16 protein-coding genes are annotated in these 15,791 nt (G+C 38.3%); 12 read left to right on the top strand and 4 right to left on the bottom strand.

Annotation, left to right across the window (positions count from 1 at the left end; translation table 11 throughout):
- Window position 1 precedes the first annotated feature (1 nt).
- The 3 genes from IGJ41_RS07505 to IGJ41_RS07495 all read left to right on the top strand — a co-directional run bounded on the left by IGJ41_RS07505 (window position 2) and on the right by IGJ41_RS07495 (window position 5,033).
- Window positions 2-2,692 carry an alpha-mannosidase gene (locus IGJ41_RS07505; RefSeq protein ID WP_153854290.1) on the top strand — a complete coding sequence of 897 codons (2,691 nt, stop codon included), beginning with the start codon at window positions 2-4 and terminating at the stop codon, window positions 2,690-2,692.
- A 161-nt stretch (window positions 2,693-2,853) separates the two neighbouring features.
- Window positions 2,854-4,017 carry a pyridoxal phosphate-dependent aminotransferase gene (locus tag IGJ41_RS07500; protein ID WP_104855391.1) on the top strand — a complete coding sequence of 388 codons (1,164 nt, stop codon included), beginning with the start codon at window positions 2,854-2,856 and terminating at the stop codon, window positions 4,015-4,017.
- A gap of 125 nt (window positions 4,018-4,142) precedes the next feature.
- Window positions 4,143-5,033, top strand: coding sequence for a phosphate ABC transporter substrate-binding protein PstS family protein (locus IGJ41_RS07495; protein WP_002357425.1), 891 nt, complete (start codon window positions 4,143-4,145; stop codon window positions 5,031-5,033).
- 41 nt (window positions 5,034-5,074) lie between these two features.
- Here IGJ41_RS07495 and pnpS read toward each other — a convergent pair whose 3' ends face one another.
- Together pnpS and IGJ41_RS07485 are read right to left on the bottom strand one after the other, a co-directional pair.
- A complete protein-coding gene (pnpS, locus tag IGJ41_RS07490; RefSeq protein WP_002381855.1) occupies window positions 5,075-6,850 on the bottom strand; it encodes a two-component system histidine kinase PnpS in 1,776 nt (591 codons plus the stop codon).
- Window positions 6,847-7,557: a response regulator transcription factor gene (locus tag IGJ41_RS07485; protein WP_002364032.1), complete on the bottom strand. Its 711-nt coding sequence runs from the start codon at window positions 7,555-7,557 to the stop codon at window positions 6,847-6,849. The genes pnpS and IGJ41_RS07485 overlap by 4 nt, the downstream gene beginning before the upstream one ends.
- Window positions 7,558-7,719: 162 nt before the next feature.
- Between IGJ41_RS07485 and IGJ41_RS07480 the strand changes: the two genes are divergently transcribed.
- From IGJ41_RS07480 to ffh, 3 genes are all read left to right on the top strand, one after another.
- Entirely contained in the window at window positions 7,720-8,184 is a 465-nt protein-coding gene (locus IGJ41_RS07480; protein ID WP_002364031.1) for a DUF523 domain-containing protein, read from the top strand.
- Window positions 8,185-8,267: 83 nt separating this feature from the next.
- Window positions 8,268-8,606, top strand: coding sequence for a putative DNA-binding protein (locus IGJ41_RS07475; RefSeq protein ID WP_002357429.1), 339 nt, complete (start codon window positions 8,268-8,270; stop codon window positions 8,604-8,606).
- A gap of 4 nt (window positions 8,607-8,610) precedes the next feature.
- On the top strand, window positions 8,611-10,029 hold the full coding sequence (gene ffh / locus IGJ41_RS07470; protein ID WP_002360194.1) for a signal recognition particle protein: 1,419 nt from the start codon (window positions 8,611-8,613) through the stop codon (window positions 10,027-10,029).
- A 74-nt stretch (window positions 10,030-10,103) separates the two neighbouring features.
- Here ffh and IGJ41_RS07465 read toward each other — a convergent pair whose 3' ends face one another.
- Window positions 10,104-10,859, bottom strand: coding sequence for a MerR family transcriptional regulator (locus IGJ41_RS07465; RefSeq protein WP_002357431.1), 756 nt, complete (start codon window positions 10,857-10,859; stop codon window positions 10,104-10,106).
- 117 nt (window positions 10,860-10,976) lie between these two features.
- The gene (locus IGJ41_RS07460; protein WP_002357432.1) at window positions 10,977-11,531 is read right to left on the bottom strand and encodes an NADPH-dependent FMN reductase; all 555 of its coding nucleotides are present in this window, start codon (window positions 11,529-11,531) and stop codon (window positions 10,977-10,979) included.
- 141 nt (window positions 11,532-11,672) lie between these two features.
- On the opposite strand from IGJ41_RS07460, the gene IGJ41_RS07455 reads away from it, so the two are divergent.
- From IGJ41_RS07455 to IGJ41_RS07430, 6 genes are all read left to right on the top strand, one after another.
- A complete protein-coding gene (locus IGJ41_RS07455) occupies window positions 11,673-12,476 on the top strand; it encodes a GNAT family N-acetyltransferase (RefSeq protein WP_162783902.1) in 804 nt (267 codons plus the stop codon).
- 146 nt (window positions 12,477-12,622) lie between these two features.
- Window positions 12,623-12,898 carry a 30S ribosomal protein S16 gene (gene rpsP / locus IGJ41_RS07450; protein ID WP_002357434.1) on the top strand — a complete coding sequence of 92 codons (276 nt, stop codon included), beginning with the start codon at window positions 12,623-12,625 and terminating at the stop codon, window positions 12,896-12,898.
- A gap of 11 nt (window positions 12,899-12,909) precedes the next feature.
- Window positions 12,910-13,155 (top strand): KH domain-containing protein, encoded by a 246-nt coding sequence (locus tag IGJ41_RS07445; protein WP_002357435.1) that lies wholly within the window; start codon window positions 12,910-12,912, stop codon window positions 13,153-13,155.
- Window positions 13,156-13,275: 120 nt separating this feature from the next.
- The gene (locus IGJ41_RS07440) at window positions 13,276-13,842 is read left to right on the top strand and encodes a DUF1269 domain-containing protein (protein ID WP_101008452.1); all 567 of its coding nucleotides are present in this window, start codon (window positions 13,276-13,278) and stop codon (window positions 13,840-13,842) included.
- A gap of 214 nt (window positions 13,843-14,056) precedes the next feature.
- Window positions 14,057-14,998, top strand: coding sequence for a ribonuclease Z (gene rnz / locus IGJ41_RS07435; protein ID WP_002361891.1), 942 nt, complete (start codon window positions 14,057-14,059; stop codon window positions 14,996-14,998).
- Window positions 14,999-15,787, top strand: a complete 789-nt coding sequence (locus tag IGJ41_RS07430; protein WP_010827457.1) for an SDR family NAD(P)-dependent oxidoreductase — start codon at window positions 14,999-15,001, stop codon at window positions 15,785-15,787.
- Window positions 15,788-15,791: the final 4 nt, after the last annotated feature.

Raw genomic sequence — 15,791 nt, 5'->3', positions numbered from 1 at the left:
GATGACAAAGAAAAAAGTCTATATTGTTTCCCATAGTCATTGGGATCGTGAATGGTATCTGCCTTATGAAGAACATCATATGCGCTTAATTGAATTAGTGGATAATGTATTAGATTTAATTGAAAATGATCCAGAGTTTAACAGTTTCCATTTAGATGGACAAACGATTATCTTAGACGACTATTTACAAGTTCGCCCAGAGAAAAAAGAAGCCGTGAAAAAGGCTGTCCAAGCAGGCAAACTAAAAATCGGACCATTTTATATTTTACAAGATGACTTTTTAATTAGCTCTGAATCCAATGTTCGAAACATGCTGATTGGGCATTTAGAAAGTCAAAAATGGGGAGCACCAGTTCAATTAGGTTACTTCCCGGATACATTTGGGAATATGGGTCAAACGCCTCAAATGATGCAATTAGCAAATCTGCCTGCGGCTGCGTTTGGACGCGGGGTGAAACCGATTGGCTTTGATAATCAAGTCTTAGAAAGCGACTATAGCTCACAATATTCTGAAATGTGGTGGGAAGGTCCTGACCAAACGAAAATTTTCGGCTTGCTTTTTGCGAACTGGTATAGTAACGGGAACGAAATTCCTTCAGAAAAAGAAGCGGCAATCGCTTTTTGGAAACAAAAATTGGCTGATGTGGAACGTTACGCTTCCACAAACCATTTATTGATGATGAATGGGGTCGACCACCAACCGGTACAAAGAGATATTACTAAGGCCATCGCTTTAGCCAATGAACTATTCCCAGAATATGAATTTATTCATTCCAATTTCGATGACTATTTGAAAGCTGTTCAAGAGGAGTTACCAGAAGATTTAGGAACAGTAACAGGCGAATTAACGAGTCAAGAAACGGATGGCTGGTACACATTAGCCAATACTTCTTCTGCTCGCGTCTATTTAAAACAGTGGAACACAAAAGTGCAACGCCAATTAGAAAATATCGCAGAACCTTTAGCAGCAATGGCTTACGAAGTAACTGGCGACTACCCACATGACCAATTTGATTATGCTTGGAAAACATTGCTTCAAAACCATCCGCACGATAGTATTTGTGGCTGTTCTGTCGACGAGGTTCACCGAGGCATGATGACTCGCTTTGAAAATGCCAATGATGTCGGGCATTTCTTAGCAGATGAAGCAACACGACAATTAACAGAAGCAATTGATACAAGTGTTTTCCCAGAAAAAGCGCACCCGTTTGTTTTATTTAATACTAGTGGCTATCAGAAAACGGAGGTTGTCACTGTGGAAGTGGAGATTGAACGATTGCCATTTTATACAGGAAAACCTGAAGATCTTTATCATGAATTAAAACAAAAAGCCACCCCAGATTATCAAGTGATTGATCCAACAGGACAAGCCGTTGCAAGCCGTGTTGTCAAAGAAGATGTTCGTTTTGGTTACGATTTACCTAAAGATGCCTTCCGTCAACCGTACATGGCTAAATACTTAACGGTCGAATTATCTGTCAAAGAAATGGCGCCATTCTCTTGGGATAGCTTTGCATTGATTCAAGGAGAACCGAAAGCTTTTGAAGGAAGTCTTTTGGCTCAACCAGCAACAAATGAAATGGAAAACGAATTTATTCAAGTGAAAATTGAAAACAATGGTAGCTTAACCATTGCTGACAAAAAAACAGGAGAAACATTTTCAAAATTATTAACATTTGAAGATACTGGCGATATTGGGAATGAATATATCTTTTTCAAACCGACCGAAGACCAAGGAATTACAACTGAAAATGTAACGGCTGAAATCACGAATAAAGAAAATTCCCCTGTAAAAGCAAGTTATCAAATTAAACAAACTGTCATGTTACCAGTTGCAGCAGATGAACGATTAGAAGAAGAACAAAAGGCTGTTTGTGAGTTTAGAGAACGCCAAGCACAACGTTCAACGACGCTTCGCCCGTTCGAAATAACGACAGTGGTTACAATGATCAAAGAAAGTAACCAATTGTTCTTTGAAACAACCATTAATAATCAAATCAAAGATCATCGTTTACGCGTGCTTTTCCCAACTGGCATGGTCACAGAAACACACGAAGCGGATAGTATTTATGAAGTCGTGACACGACCAAATCAAGTAAGCGATACATGGGAAAATCCAACAAACCCGCAGCACCAACAAGCGTTTGTGAATGTTCATGACCAAAACAAAGGCGTGACTATCTTCAATGAAGGCTTAAATGAGTATGAAGTCTTGGCAGATGGAACCATTGCGGTCACATTAATTCGTTGTGTTGGCGAACTAGGTGATTGGGGCTATTTTGCGACACCAGAAGCACAATGTCAAGGAGAATATACCTTTAAATATGGTTTGTCATTGCATGGAAAACCAGAAGAACGCTTTGCTACGTATCAACAAGCCTATAGTGCACAAATTCCTTTTACTGCAGCTACTACTGCGCGTCATGAAGGTAAACTAGCACCGAACCATGTCTACTTGACAACGGCAGAAGGACCAATTGGTTGGACAGCCGTTAAACGTCAAGAGCAAACGAATCATTTAGTCGTTCGTGGCTTTAATCTAACAGCGCAAAATATTCCTTGTGAACTTCACAAAGAGACACAACCAGCGACTTGTTTAACAAATGTATTAGAAGAACCGTTGACACCAGCGATAGAAGTTGATGCACCATTACGTCCGTTTGAAATTCGGACATGGCGTTTCGAAAAATAAATAAATAGGAGAACTTTGTTGAAAAGGACAAAGTTCTCCTATTTTCTTCTCTGTCGTTTTTTTGAGATATTTATAATAAAAATCTAGCGAAACAATGAGAAAATCATTCATTTTACGGTCAATTTGTGCTACTATAACGTCAACTGAAGGAGTGAAGCTAAATGGATTTAACCAATCGTTTTAATCGTCAAGTAAATAAAATTGCTGTTTCTTTAATTCGTCAATTTGACGAACAAGTCTCAGGAATTGAAGGTATTTTAAAATTAACGCTAGGAGAGCCGGATTTTAACACACCTGAGCATGTCAAAAAAGCAGCCAAAGAAGCAATTGATGCGAATTTTTCTCATTATACAGGGATGTCTGGTTTATTAGATGTCCGTGAAGCAGCCGCTTATTTTATGAAAGAAAAGTATCATTTGACTTACCAGCCTGCGACAGAAATTTTAGTAACAGTTGGAGCAACAGAAGCGATTTCAGCTTCGTTATTAGCAATTTTAGAACAAGGTGACAAAGTGCTATTGCCAGCACCTATTTACCCAGGGTATGAACCAATTATTACATTGGCGGGGGCGGAACCGGTATATTTGGATACACGAGACAACGATTTTGTCTTGACCCCTGAAATGATTGAAGCGGCAATGGCCGAGCATGGGGAACAAGTCAAAGCAATTATTTTAAATTATCCTAGCAACCCAACTGGTGTCACCTATAACCGCCAAGAGTTGCAAGCAATTGCTGATGTTCTAAAAAAATACGACATTTTTGTGATTAGTGATGAAATTTATAGTGAGTTAACTTATGATGAGAGTCATGTTTCGATTGCTGAAATGTTACGTGACCAAACGATTTTAATTAACGGTTTGTCGAAATCACATGCTATGACAGGCTGGCGGATTGGCTTTATTTTTGCACCAGCGATTTTAACAGCGGAGATCATTAAAGTTCATCAGTATTTAGTTACTGCGGCTGCAACTGTGTCTCAAAAAGCGGCTGTTCGTGCCTTAATCGAAGGAATGCATGATGCTGAAATTATGAAAGAAGAGTATCGGAAACGGCGCGATTTTGTTTATGAACAGATGACTCAATTGGGGTTTGAGGTTGCACGTCCAAATGGCGCCTTTTATATTTTTGCTAAGATTCCTACTGGTTATGAACAAGATTCTATGAAATTTTGTATTGATTTAGCGCAAAAAGAAGCAGTAGCGTTGATTCCAGGTATTTCTTTTGGTCCAGAAGCAGAAGGATACGTCCGAATTAGTTATGCGTCCGATATGGATAAATTGACAACGGCCATGGAACGAATTGCACATTACATGGCGACCTAACGCGTAACGCACTAGCCTTTATAGATTCTTTACACACCTTTACCTTTTATTTACATTTAATTGAAACAGAATTAACAGAGTCTTGGTAGACTAAACTTGTAACTAATTGAAAAGGAAGTGCAAAGATGAAAAAACGTGTAATTGCAGCAACTATGCTGAGTCTAGGGTTATTATTAACTGGGTGCGGAGCTCAAGGAGGCACAACTGAAAAATCCAGCGAAGCGGATAGTAACAAACCAGTTAAAATTGTCGCTGTTGGTTCCACCGCTTTACAACCGTTAGTAGATGCTGCGAAAGATCAATTTACACAAGAACATCCTAATTATACAGTTTCTGTCCAAGGTGGCGGCAGCGGAACAGGACTTTCGCAAGTTGCAGATGGCGCAGTGACCATTGGAAATTCCGATGTGTTTGCCGAAGAGAAAGATGGCGTGGATGCCTCTAAATTAGTTGATCATCGGGTGGCCGTGGTTGGTATGGGACCAGTGGTCAACAAAGAAGTCGGCGTGAAGAATTTAACGAAGCAACAATTGATTGATGTCTTTACTGGCAAAGTCAAAAACTGGAAAGAAGTGGGCGGCAAAGATCAAGAAATCGTCGTAATAAACCGCGCAAACGGAAGTGGCACCCGAGCAACATTTGAAAAATGGGGCTTAGATGGAGCTAAACCAGTTCAATCACAAGAACAAGATTCTTCGGGAACAGTTCGTAAAATTGTTGAACAAACACCAGGAGCAATCAGCTATTTAGCTTTTTCTTATATGGATGATTCCACTGTTGCCTTAAGCATTGATGGTGTTGAACCAAAAGAAGAACACGTGAAAGACAATTCATGGAAAATCTGGTCTTATGAACATATGTATACAAAAGGGGAGCCTAATAAAGAAGTAAAAGCCTTCTTAGACTATATGGTCACCGATGATGTTCAAAAGACAATTGTCAAAGACTTAGGTTATTTAGCCATCACAGACATGCAAGTAGAACGTGATGTAAATGGAAAAGTAACTGAAAAATAAACAAAAAAACTCAGCCAATAAACAGGATTGGTTGAGTTTTTTTAGGCTTCTTTTTTTGTTAAAGGCAAGGTGATTGTAAAAGTGGTCCCTAAGCCTAAGTGACTATCAATGGCGATTTTACCGCCTAATAATTCTGTGTAATTTTGGACAATAGCTAGACCTAGACCGGTGCCACCAGAATGACGGCTACGTGCTTTATCGACACGATAGAACCGTTCAAAGATCCGTTCTTGGTCTTTTTGACTAATGCCAATGCCAGTATCTTGAACAGATAAACGTAATTGCTGATTTTCAATAGCATAAGAAATAGTAATCTGTCCATTTTCTTGGGAATACTGAATGGCATTTTCAATTAGATTCTTCACGATTGGATAAAACAATTCGTATTTGGTGAAAAACTGGCTCTCTGGCAGACCATGAACGACTGTTTTCAGCTGTTTTGCTGCCAATTGTTGCTGATAAGAACCGAGAATTTCTGTAATAAATTTTTCTAAAGTAATTTCTTGTTCTGCATAAGGAATTGTTGCACTGCCCCGAGAAAGTTCTAAAATTTCTTGAATTAATTGTTGCAGACGCTGGGCATCTTTTTGCATGATGTGCAAAAATTGATTAAGGACTTCCGGATCTTCTTTGGCGCCGTCTATGAGTGTCTCGGTAAAGCCCAAAAGAGAAGTGACAGGCGTTTTTAATTCATGAGACACGTTTGATACAAAATCTTTTTGCATTTTTTCTAGTTGGCGAACGCGCGTTAAATCATAGGCAATTCCTAACACTTGATAATCATTGGCACTTTGATCATCCAAGTAACGAAGAGAAAGATCTAAGCGTAAAGGTGTTGGTCCCTGTGTCACAGTGATTTCTTGATGTAAGCTGTTTTTTTCAGCGACGACTTGATGGATTAAATGAATCAAATCGGCGTCTTGAATCACTTCAAGATAATTGCTTTGCATATTTTTAGCAGAGAGTCCTAACATTTCCTGCATTTTAGGGTTCAACAGACGAAGCCGTCCTTGCGTATCAATGATAAAGACACCAATCATCAACTCATCTAAAAGTTCGTGAAATTGCTCATCCGCAGACGTATACGCTTTATACGTTTGACTTACTTGTTGACTCAGTAAGTTAATAGTTTCGTAAAGTTCATTCCATTCAGAAGATTGCTGGATAATGGATCGATTTTCATCTGGATGTTTAAGCATTCGTTTCAGAATCGGTAAGACAGTCACTAGCGGTTGATTTTTTTGCCGTAACAATAAAAAGATAAACAAGGTAATTAGTAGGAACAAGATGCCAAATGTAAAGATAATATAGCGACGAAAAGATTGGATATTTTTAGAAAATAGCGCGGTTTGTTCCGAAATCCGAATAATACCAACGATTTCTCCTGATTTTAAAACAGGCGTGGCAACGTACAGAAGTTCTTTATTTAACGTTTTACTCTTTCGTAAAGCTGAACCATAGGTAGCTCCTGATAGAACCGCAGCGATTTCAGGTCGTTTTTTGTGCGACTCTAGCGGTTCATTTTGGCTGCTGTCAAAAAAGACGGTACCATTTTTTTGCAACAAAGTTACCCGTTCTTCTGCATCATCTAACGCATGGGTGACAAGGAGTTGTTGTTGGTTTGTCAGTTGCCCTTTTTCGAAAACGGAAGGGGGCAACTGGTCTGTTAAAAGGGTATTTTTTCTTCTTAAATAGGTTTCTTGCTGAGCAACCATTTCTTTTTGAAAGAAAAAATTGGTCGCTGCAATACTTCCGACAAATAATAAAAGCATGACTGCCGCAACAAAAAAATATTCAATCCGCAGTCTCTTTTTCATCGTTTTGGCTCCTGAAAACGGTAGCCAAAGCCACGGACAGTTACTAAGTAAACGGGCCGTTTGGGATCAGGCTCGATTTTATCACGTAAATGACTAATGTGGACATCGACGATGCGACTTTGTCCAGCGAAGTCATATTGCCAAATTCGTTCCAACAAGGTTTCCCGATTAATGACCCGATCTTTGCGTTTCATGAAGTAAACGAGTAATTCAAATTCTTTCGGTGTTAGCTCAATGGGCTGATTGCGCACAAAGACTTCATAATTTTGTTCATCCACACGAATCTCGCCAATCACAAGCGGAGCTTTAGGTGTGTCCTCTTGAAGCGTTTCGGTCGTGGTAGGTTTTAAACGACGAAAAATAGCTTTCATGCGTGCTAGGACTTCTCTGGGACTAAAAGGTTTTGTTAAATAATCATCTGCCCCAATTTCTAAGCCGATGATTTTATCTACTTGTTCATCTTTGGCAGTTAAAATCAAAATAGGCGTGTCAATTTTTTCTCGACGAAGTGCCTTGGTAATTTCTAAGCCATCCATACCAGGAAGCATTACATCTAAAATTATAAAATCATATTGATTAGACAAAGCTAATTCGAAGCCGTTTTTACCATTTTCGGAAGTAGTCACCTGATAGCCTTCTTTTTCCAAATTAAAGGTTAACAAAGTTAAAATCGATGGTTCATCATCGACGACAAGAACTTTTTTCATTTACATAACTCCTTCAAGAAATTTCTGAAAATAAGTGTATATTTCACTATTGTTAGTTTAACATATTTTTAGAGGAAGAACGTACTTTAAAGTAAGCGAGAATGCTACTTTTGAGAAAAGTCAACTCATGGTATAATAGAGAAATGAAATGAGGAGAAGCGAATGATTGGTATTAGTAGTTGCTTAGGTGGGATTTGTTGCCGTTACGATGGAAAATCTCAAGAACAAGAAGCGTTAAAACAACTTGTAACTAATGGAAAAGCAATAATGATTTGTCCCGAAGTTTTAGGAGAGTTGCCCATTCCACGTCCGCCAGCAGAAATCATTGGCGGGGACGGCTTCGATGTTTGGGCGAATACTGCTTATGTATATACGGATAACGGGGAAGATGTCACTGAGGCATTTAAAGCAGGGGCACAACGCGCGTATCAAAAATTAAAAGCCCAACAAATTACAACCTTGATTTTGAAAGAAAAAAGTCCCAGCTGTGGCAGCCAGCTGATTTATGATGGACAATTTTCTGGCATTAAAAAAGCTGGAGTTGGAGTCGCAACTGCTTATTTTATTCAACAAGGAATGACCGTTTATTCTGAAGAAACATGGCAACTTGCGGACATTTCTTTTTAAAAGGTAAAAACTTAGTAAAAAAAGATTGACTATTCCCTATGAAATCGGTAACCTATAAGGGATTGAAGATGGGAGCACGGCTCATGGAAATGGAAAAAACAAACCGCATGAATGCGTTATTTGAATTTTATTCGACATTATTAACGGAAAAGCAGATGAATTATATGGAGCTTTACTATGCTGATGACTTTTCTTTAGGAGAAATTGCGGAAGAATATGAGGTTAGTCGTCAAGCGGTTTATGATAACATTAAACGAACCGAAAAAATTTTAGAAGAATACGAAAAAAAGTTACATCTTTATTCAAACTATGTTGTACGGAAAGAATATCTTGAACAACTACAGCAGTATGTTCAAGAAACTTATCCCAAAGATAGTGAAATCAAAAAATATATTGAACAAATTCAAGAAATAGAGGAATGAAACTATGGCTTTTGAGAGTTTAACAAACCGCCTACAACAGGCAATGAGTAAAATCCGTCGTAAGGGAAAAGTTTCCGAAGCCGACGTAAAAGAAATGATGCGAGAAATCCGTTTGGCTTTATTAGAAGCCGACGTTAATTTACAAGTGGTCAAAGATTTCACAAAACGCGTCAGAGAACGGGCAGTAGGAGTCGAAGTATTAGAAAGCTTATCACCAGCCCAACAAATTGTAAAAATTGTTGATGAAGAATTAACGAAAACGTTAGGTTCAGAAACGGTTGAACTGAATAAATCTCCAAAAATCCCGACAGTGATTATGATGACAGGGTTACAAGGGGCTGGTAAAACAACTTTTACTGGTAAATTAGCAAAACACTTAATGAAAACTGAAAACGCTCGTCCGCTTTTAATCGCTGGTGACGTTTATCGTCCAGCAGCGATTGATCAGTTGAAGGTTTTAGGTCAACAATTAGAAGTTCCCGTTTTTGATATGGGAACAGATGCTAATCCAGTGGAAATTGTTCGTCAAGGGTTAGCATTAGCAAAAGAAAAGAAAAATGATTATGTCTTAATTGATACGGCCGGCCGTTTACACATTGACGAAGCTTTAATGGACGAATTGAAACAAATTAAAGAGTTGGCTAATCCCAATGAAATTCTGTTAGTTGTTGATGCGATGACGGGGCAAGATGCTGTCAACGTTGCAGATAGTTTTAATGAACAGCTTGGAATTACTGGGGTTGTTATTACCAAAATGGACGGCGATACTCGTGGGGGGGCTGCGCTGTCAATTCGGGCAGTAACGGGCGCTCCGATTAAATTTGTCGGTTCTGGTGAAAAATTAACCGATTTAGAAATTTTCCATCCCGATCGTATGTCGAGTCGTATCCTAGGTATGGGGGACATGTTGACGCTAATTGAAAAAGCGCAACAAGATTACGATGAGAAAAAAGCAGAAGAACTTGCTCAAAAAATGAAAGAAAACAGTTTTGACTTTAACGATTTCATTGAGCAATTGGATCAAGTTATGGGCATGGGACCGATTGAAGACTTATTAAAAATGATCCCTGGAATGAGTAACATGCCTGGTATTGAAAATGTCAAAGTCGATCCAAAAGATGTGGCACGGAAACGGGCGATGGTCCTATCAATGACCCCTGCAGAACGTGAAAATCCTGATCTATTAAATCCTAGTCGCCGCCGCAGAATTGCAGCTGGTTCAGGAAATAGTGTGGTTGAAGTCAATCGTATGATTAAACAATTTAAAGAATCCAAAAAAATGATGCAACAAATGTCCAAAGGGGATATGAACATTCCTGGTATGGATCAAATGCTAGGTGGCGGCGTTAAAGGCAAGTTAGGTAAAATGGCCATGAATCGTATGATGAAGAAAAACAAAAAGAAGAAAAAGAAAAAAAGATAAACAGGCTTTAGTTAATTATTGGAAGAAACAGAAAGTGCGCCATCAGTCGAAGAGACTGATGGCGCACTTTCTGTTTAAGCGTAGTTTTGGATAATTGCGTTTAACGCTTCGGCAAAACCAGCGCCGTGTTGTTCATAATATGACGTAAATCGTTCATCGCCAACATACATAAGGCCTAACCCTTTGTGTGCTTCTGGCGAATAGCTTGACCAAGAGTACATTAACCAATCTTTGTGTAATTGGAAAATTTCTTGCGCAAGTTGGCTAGTCAACTTGGGTGATTTTTGATACATGGCTAACTTAGAAAATAAATCTTTTTCCACGTTCTGCATTGCTTGCATGTCTTTTTCCGTCAAGTTTAAATATTTTTTGTTGGCTTGTTCAATCGTTTCGTTGCCATATTTTTCCCGAATCTCTTTACCATATTTTTCTTCGTTTTCTTGAACTTTTTGTTGTTTGAATGCTTCGAATTTTTGCTGATCTGACATGTTTATCTCTCCTTTGTAATGGTGTAAGGTTTGTTGAACAGAGGCTAAAAGACGATCAATTTCATTGCGCTTTTCCAATAGTTTTTGTTGATGCTCGTATAAAGCCTGTTCAACATTAAAGTCAGGTTGCTCCAAAATTTCTTTAATTTCATCTAGTTTCAGATCCAATTCACGGTAAAAAAGAATTTGTTGCAAACGATTCACCTCGGCTTGCCCGTAAATTCGATAACCAGAAGAATTAATTCTGGCTGGTTGAAGAAGACCAATTTCATCATAATATCGTAACGTCCGTGCGCTGACGCCAGATAGTGAAGCCATTTTTTTAATTGTATATTCCATCATTCATTCCTCCTGACAAAATCTATCATAAACCTTTACGTAACGAGAAGGTCAAGCGAAAAAATAAAAAAAGTGAGACAACCTGTAAAAAGTTGCCTCACTTTTTCTCGATTGATTCAATTAGGCAGTTAAGCGATTAAAGAAATCCACGTAAGCATCTACAATTGATTGTAAGAAGCCAACAGTGCCATCAATAATTTTACCATCTTCACCAATTAAGTTCGTGATGCCGCCAATATAGGCTTCAGGTTGTTGTAAAGTTGGAACATTTAAGAAGACTAATGATTGTCTTAAATGATGGTTTGCACCAAATCCGCTAATTGCACCTGGTGAAACACTCACCACAAGTCCTGGTTTTTTATCCCAAACGCTTTCGCCATACGGACGTGAACCGACATCCAATGCATTTTTTAAAACAGCTGGTACTGAACGGTTATATTCTGGTGTTACAAACATCACACCATCTACTTGTTTGACTTCTTCACGGAATGTTGTCCAAGCTTCGGTGGGGGTTCCTTCATCATCCAAATCTTGATTGTATAATTCTAAATCACCAATGTTAATAAAAACAGGTTCGAAATCAGCTGGAAATAAGTCCGCCATTGTTTTTGCTACCAATTTGTTAAATGAATCTTTTCTTAAACTCCCTACAAAAATACCAATTTTTTTTGTCATGTAAATCCCTCCATTTTTCTTTTACTTACTTTATGATAGTACTTTTCCAAAAAAAGCGCAAACGTTTTATCCTTGTACATTGTTGAACTTCGTAACTTCACGTATAATAGCTAGTAAAAGGATGAGTAAAGGAGCAACTGCTTGAATAAAAAAATAAATTGGCGCCGACAGTTAACACCGTTGGAGAAACAAACATTGACTGAATTAAGAAATAAGGAAATGATTAAACAAGGAACTTTTTATAAATTGGAACAAACATTTCCTGAGGAATCAGCTTATACTTATTATGGTTTATACAGGAAGGAACAAACCATTCAAGCATATATCGTAGGGTATTGTTTTGATGGGGAAACCTTGGAAGCGACGATTGTTGCGCCAAATGTAGGGCCATTTTTTGAAGAACTTGTTCAAGAACTCGAAAAGCAAGCAGCTTTGTGGGGAATGAAAGAAGTCTTTCTCGTGATGGACGACAAGCAATCTGTTGGCCTGAATTATTTTAATAGACAAGGAATTGTGCCAGCTTTTTCAGAACAGTATCTGGTTTTTCAAAGAGAAACTTACTCACAGGCGTTGGCGAAGCTGACACTTCTCCGACCACAAGTGGCTGATTTGCATTCCTTGGCTAGGTTACTCGAAGGTACGCCTTTGCCGGAGGACCTTCAACGAACACTTATTTATAAAGAAAACAATCAACTTTTAGCCACGCTACGTTTGGATCATTTTGAAAACGAATGGGGGATTTATGGCTTTGTTGTGACAAAAACGCAACGAGGTCGCGGTCTTGGCCGTCAAGTGTTACAGTCTGCGCTCCGAATGATTTTAGAAAATTCAGTCTCAGCGACTATTTTTTTAGAAGTTGAAACAGAAAATCAAGCAGCGCTTCATCTCTATCAAACAGAAGGCTTTCAAGTGAGAAACCAGTACAACTATTATCAAATTTTGTAAAAATTCTTCATTATTTCGTTTGTTTTCCTGCAAATTGGCTAAAAAAATTGAAAAAAAGTAAAGGTGTCAAGAAAAAACTCTTTACAGGTTGTTGTTAATCTGTTAAACTAACTCTTGTGATTAAGTTAATGGAGGTGTATTTAATAATGGCAGTTAAAATTCGTTTAAAACGTATGGGTTCTAAAAAGAGTCCTTTTTACCGTATTGTAGTAGCTGATTCTCGTTCTCCTCGTGATGGACGTTTCATCGAAACTGTAGGTACTTACAACCCTTTGAAAGACCCTGCAGAAGTAGTTTTAAAAGAAGATTTAGTTTTAGATTGGTTATCTAAAGGTGCGCAACCTTCTGATACAGTTCGTAACATCCTTTCAAAAGAAGGCGTTATGAAAAAACATCATGAAGCTAAAAATGTTAAGAAATAAGGTGATTGAATATGGCAGATGTGAAAGAGTTAATTTTAACTATTGTCCGTCCGTTAGTCAGTCAACCTGAAGCAGTCTCATTAGAAATTGAGGAATCAACTGATTTCCTCGAGTATAATTTGACTGTGGCCAAAGAAGATATTGGACGTATCATTGGTAAACAAGGGCGTGTTGCAAAAGCAATTCGGACAATTGTTTATAGTGTACGTATCGATGGTCCGAAAAAGGTCCGTTTAAATATTCTTGATGGTAAATAAGCATTAACAAGGAGGTAGCCTAGCTATCTTCTTTTTTTATACATAACCAAAAAGTTTTCATTGCTAGAGACAGGCCTTTCTTGCTAAAATAGATGTATCCAGAATAAAGGAGCGATTTGTATGGCAAAACGAATTATCATTATGAACTTTGATATTGAAAGTAAATCGTACCAAGCATTTTCCGAAATAAAAAAGATGCATGCAGAAAGACAGCTTAAAGGTGAGCAAATGGCGGTTGTTACGCATGTTAATGATGGCCAGCATCAATTTAAAATCAATGATTTTATCGATTTTACAGGCAACAATCATACATCAAAAGATAGCATGATTGGGATGCTAGTAGGCATATTAGGTGGTCCTCTGGGCATTCTTTTTGGCTGGTTTGCTGGAAGTATGTATGGTGCGAGCAAAGACGCCAAAGAAATTCAAGAAGCCCAAACGGTTTTTGAACATGTGATTCAAAAGATTGATGAAGGACAAACGGGATTGTTATTAATTGCAGAAGAAGAAGACAACCGTCCGCTCAACCAATTGGTTATGTTTGACTTAGGTGGCGAAATCACGCGGCTTGATTTAGAGGAAGTCCAACAAGAAATTAACGATGCGAACGAAGTTGCAAATGAAGCGAAACAATCGTGGCAAGCAAAAAAAGAACAACACAAAGAAGCGACATCGAAAGAAGAATAAGGATCAAAGACTGTTTTCTGAATAAAGGGAAACAGTCTTTTAAAATACTAAGAAATCACGTTTTTTTATGGTAGTTTGCTAATTTTTTGTTATTTTATCGTAAAATGCGGTAAACTAAGAAGAAAACTTTGAGAAAATAGATAAATTATTATTTGCTAAAGGAGCAAACTTCTTCTAAAATAAAAAGGAAGTTTAAAAGAAAGTATGGTAGCAGATGGAAATACAATTTTTAGGAACAGGCGCTGGTGTGCCAGCAAAACATCGCAATGTCACAGGGATTGCGTTGAAATTATTAGATGAACGAAATGCAGTTTGGCTCTTCGATTGTGGGGAAGGGACTCAATTGCAAATTTTAAAAAGTAGTATTCGCCCAAGAAAAATTGAAAAGATTTTTATTACACATTTACATGGGGATCATATTTTTGGTTTACCTGGTTTGTTAAGTAGTCGTTCTTTTCAGGGCGGGACAGAACCTTTAGAAATCTATGGACCAGTTGGGGTTGCTGACTTTGTCAAGACTTCTTTACGGGTCTCGCAATCGCGGTTGTCCTATCCACTGAAATTTATTGAATTAACAAAAGAAAATGACGTTATTTTTAAAGATAAACAATTCACTGTTCGCTGTAATATCTTGGACCATGGCATCACGAGCTTTGGCTATCGAATTGAGGAAGCAGCGCATGAAGGAGAATTACAAGTAGAGAAACTTCAAGCTTTAGGGATTCCTTCTGGGCCATTGTATGGCAAACTCAAACGTGGTGAAACGATTGTTTTTGATGGACAGGAGATTAATGGACAAGCGTTTGTGGGAGAGCGTAAACCTGGACGAATCGTGACGATTTTAGGAGACACTCGCAAAACTAAAAATAGCGTAACCTTAGCACGACGAGCGGATGTTTTAGTCCATGAAAGTACGTTTAATAAACACGAAGCAAAAATGGCAAAAGCCTACTTCCACTCAACCAGTCAACAAGCAGCTGAAGTTGCAAAAGAAGCGCAAGTAAAACAACTTATCTTAACGCATATTAGTGCCCGTTATTTAACCAAAGAGGCCTATCAGCTTCAAGAAGAAGCCCAAGAAATTTTCCCCAATACAAAAATCGTAAAAGATATGGATATCATTGAGATTCCATTTGCCAATGAAGGAGGAGCTTAGATGGATTTAACAAATAAAGTCGTTGTCGTAACTGGAGGTTCAGCTGGTTTAGGTGAACAAATTTGTTATGAAGCAGCTAAACAAGGGGCGGTCGTCGTTGTCTGCGCCCGCAGAATTAATTTGATTGGTAAAGTTCGCGAGCAGTGTGCTGTTTTAAGCGGACGAGAAGCATTTTCTTATCAATTAGATATTGCCAATCCAGAAAGTGTTGAACGTGTGGTTGAAGCTATTTCAGCAGAAGTTGGTCCTATAGATGTTTTAGTCAACAATGCTGGTTTTGGCTTGTTTGAAAATTTTGTTGAAATTGACTTGGCTGTTGCACGCCAAATGTTTGATGTCAACGTTCTAGGAATGATGACGTTTACTCAAAAAGTAGCTATTAAAATGATTGAAGCTGGGCAAGGACATATTATCAACGTTGCTTCAATGGCTGGGAAGATGGCTACAGCTAAATCAACCGTTTATTCTGCAACGAAATTTGCTGTGTTAGGTTTTTCAAATGCTTTACGTTTAGAATTGAAACCGTTGGGTGTAGCAGTAACGACTGTCAATCCAGGACCAATCCAAACAGAATTCTTTGATAAAGCGGACCCGACAGGCACATATCTAGCTGCGGTGGATAAAATTGTTTTGGACCCTACGAAATTAGCGAAAGAAGTGGTTGGGAGTATGGGGACTTCTCGACGTGAGATTAATCGTCCATTTGTCATGGAAGCGGCTGCCCGCTTTTATACATTGTTTCCACATTTAGGAGATTTCATAGCGGGAAATATTTTAAATAAAAAATAAAGGA

This window comes from Enterococcus sp. DIV1537a (assembly GCF_051712085.1).
In the GTDB taxonomy this organism is placed as follows: Bacteria; Bacillota; Bacilli; order Lactobacillales; family Enterococcaceae; genus Enterococcus; species Enterococcus faecalis.
The sequence above is the reverse complement of the archived record's forward strand: the minus strand, read 5'-3'. Positions and strand labels throughout refer to the sequence as shown.

Bases quoted from the DNA above. Each gene is read 5' to 3' on its own strand.
- IGJ41_RS07505 (WP_153854290.1), top strand. From the start codon at position 2: ATGACAAAGAAAAAAGTCTATATTGTTTCCCATAGTCATTGGGATCGT.
- IGJ41_RS07500 (WP_104855391.1), top strand. From the start codon at position 2,854: ATGGATTTAACCAATCGTTTTAATCGTCAAGTAAATAAAATTGCTGTT.
- IGJ41_RS07495 (WP_002357425.1), top strand. From the start codon at position 4,143: ATGAAAAAACGTGTAATTGCAGCAACTATGCTGAGTCTAGGGTTATTA.
- pnpS (WP_002381855.1), bottom strand. From the start codon at position 6,850: ATGAAAAAGAGACTGCGGATTGAATATTTTTTTGTTGCGGCAGTCATG.
- IGJ41_RS07485 (WP_002364032.1), bottom strand. From the start codon at position 7,557: ATGAAAAAAGTTCTTGTCGTCGATGATGAACCATCGATTTTAACTTTG.
- IGJ41_RS07480 (WP_002364031.1), top strand. From the start codon at position 7,720: ATGATTGGTATTAGTAGTTGCTTAGGTGGGATTTGTTGCCGTTACGAT.
- IGJ41_RS07475 (WP_002357429.1), top strand. From the start codon at position 8,268: ATGGAAATGGAAAAAACAAACCGCATGAATGCGTTATTTGAATTTTAT.
- ffh (WP_002360194.1), top strand. From the start codon at position 8,611: ATGGCTTTTGAGAGTTTAACAAACCGCCTACAACAGGCAATGAGTAAA.
- IGJ41_RS07465 (WP_002357431.1), bottom strand. From the start codon at position 10,859: ATGATGGAATATACAATTAAAAAAATGGCTTCACTATCTGGCGTCAGC.
- IGJ41_RS07460 (WP_002357432.1), bottom strand. From the start codon at position 11,531: ATGACAAAAAAAATTGGTATTTTTGTAGGGAGTTTAAGAAAAGATTCA.
- rpsP (WP_002357434.1), top strand. From the start codon at position 12,623: ATGGCAGTTAAAATTCGTTTAAAACGTATGGGTTCTAAAAAGAGTCCT.
- IGJ41_RS07445 (WP_002357435.1), top strand. From the start codon at position 12,910: ATGGCAGATGTGAAAGAGTTAATTTTAACTATTGTCCGTCCGTTAGTC.
- IGJ41_RS07440 (WP_101008452.1), top strand. From the start codon at position 13,276: ATGGCAAAACGAATTATCATTATGAACTTTGATATTGAAAGTAAATCG.
- rnz (WP_002361891.1), top strand. From the start codon at position 14,057: ATGGAAATACAATTTTTAGGAACAGGCGCTGGTGTGCCAGCAAAACAT.
- IGJ41_RS07430 (WP_010827457.1), top strand. From the start codon at position 14,999: ATGGATTTAACAAATAAAGTCGTTGTCGTAACTGGAGGTTCAGCTGGT.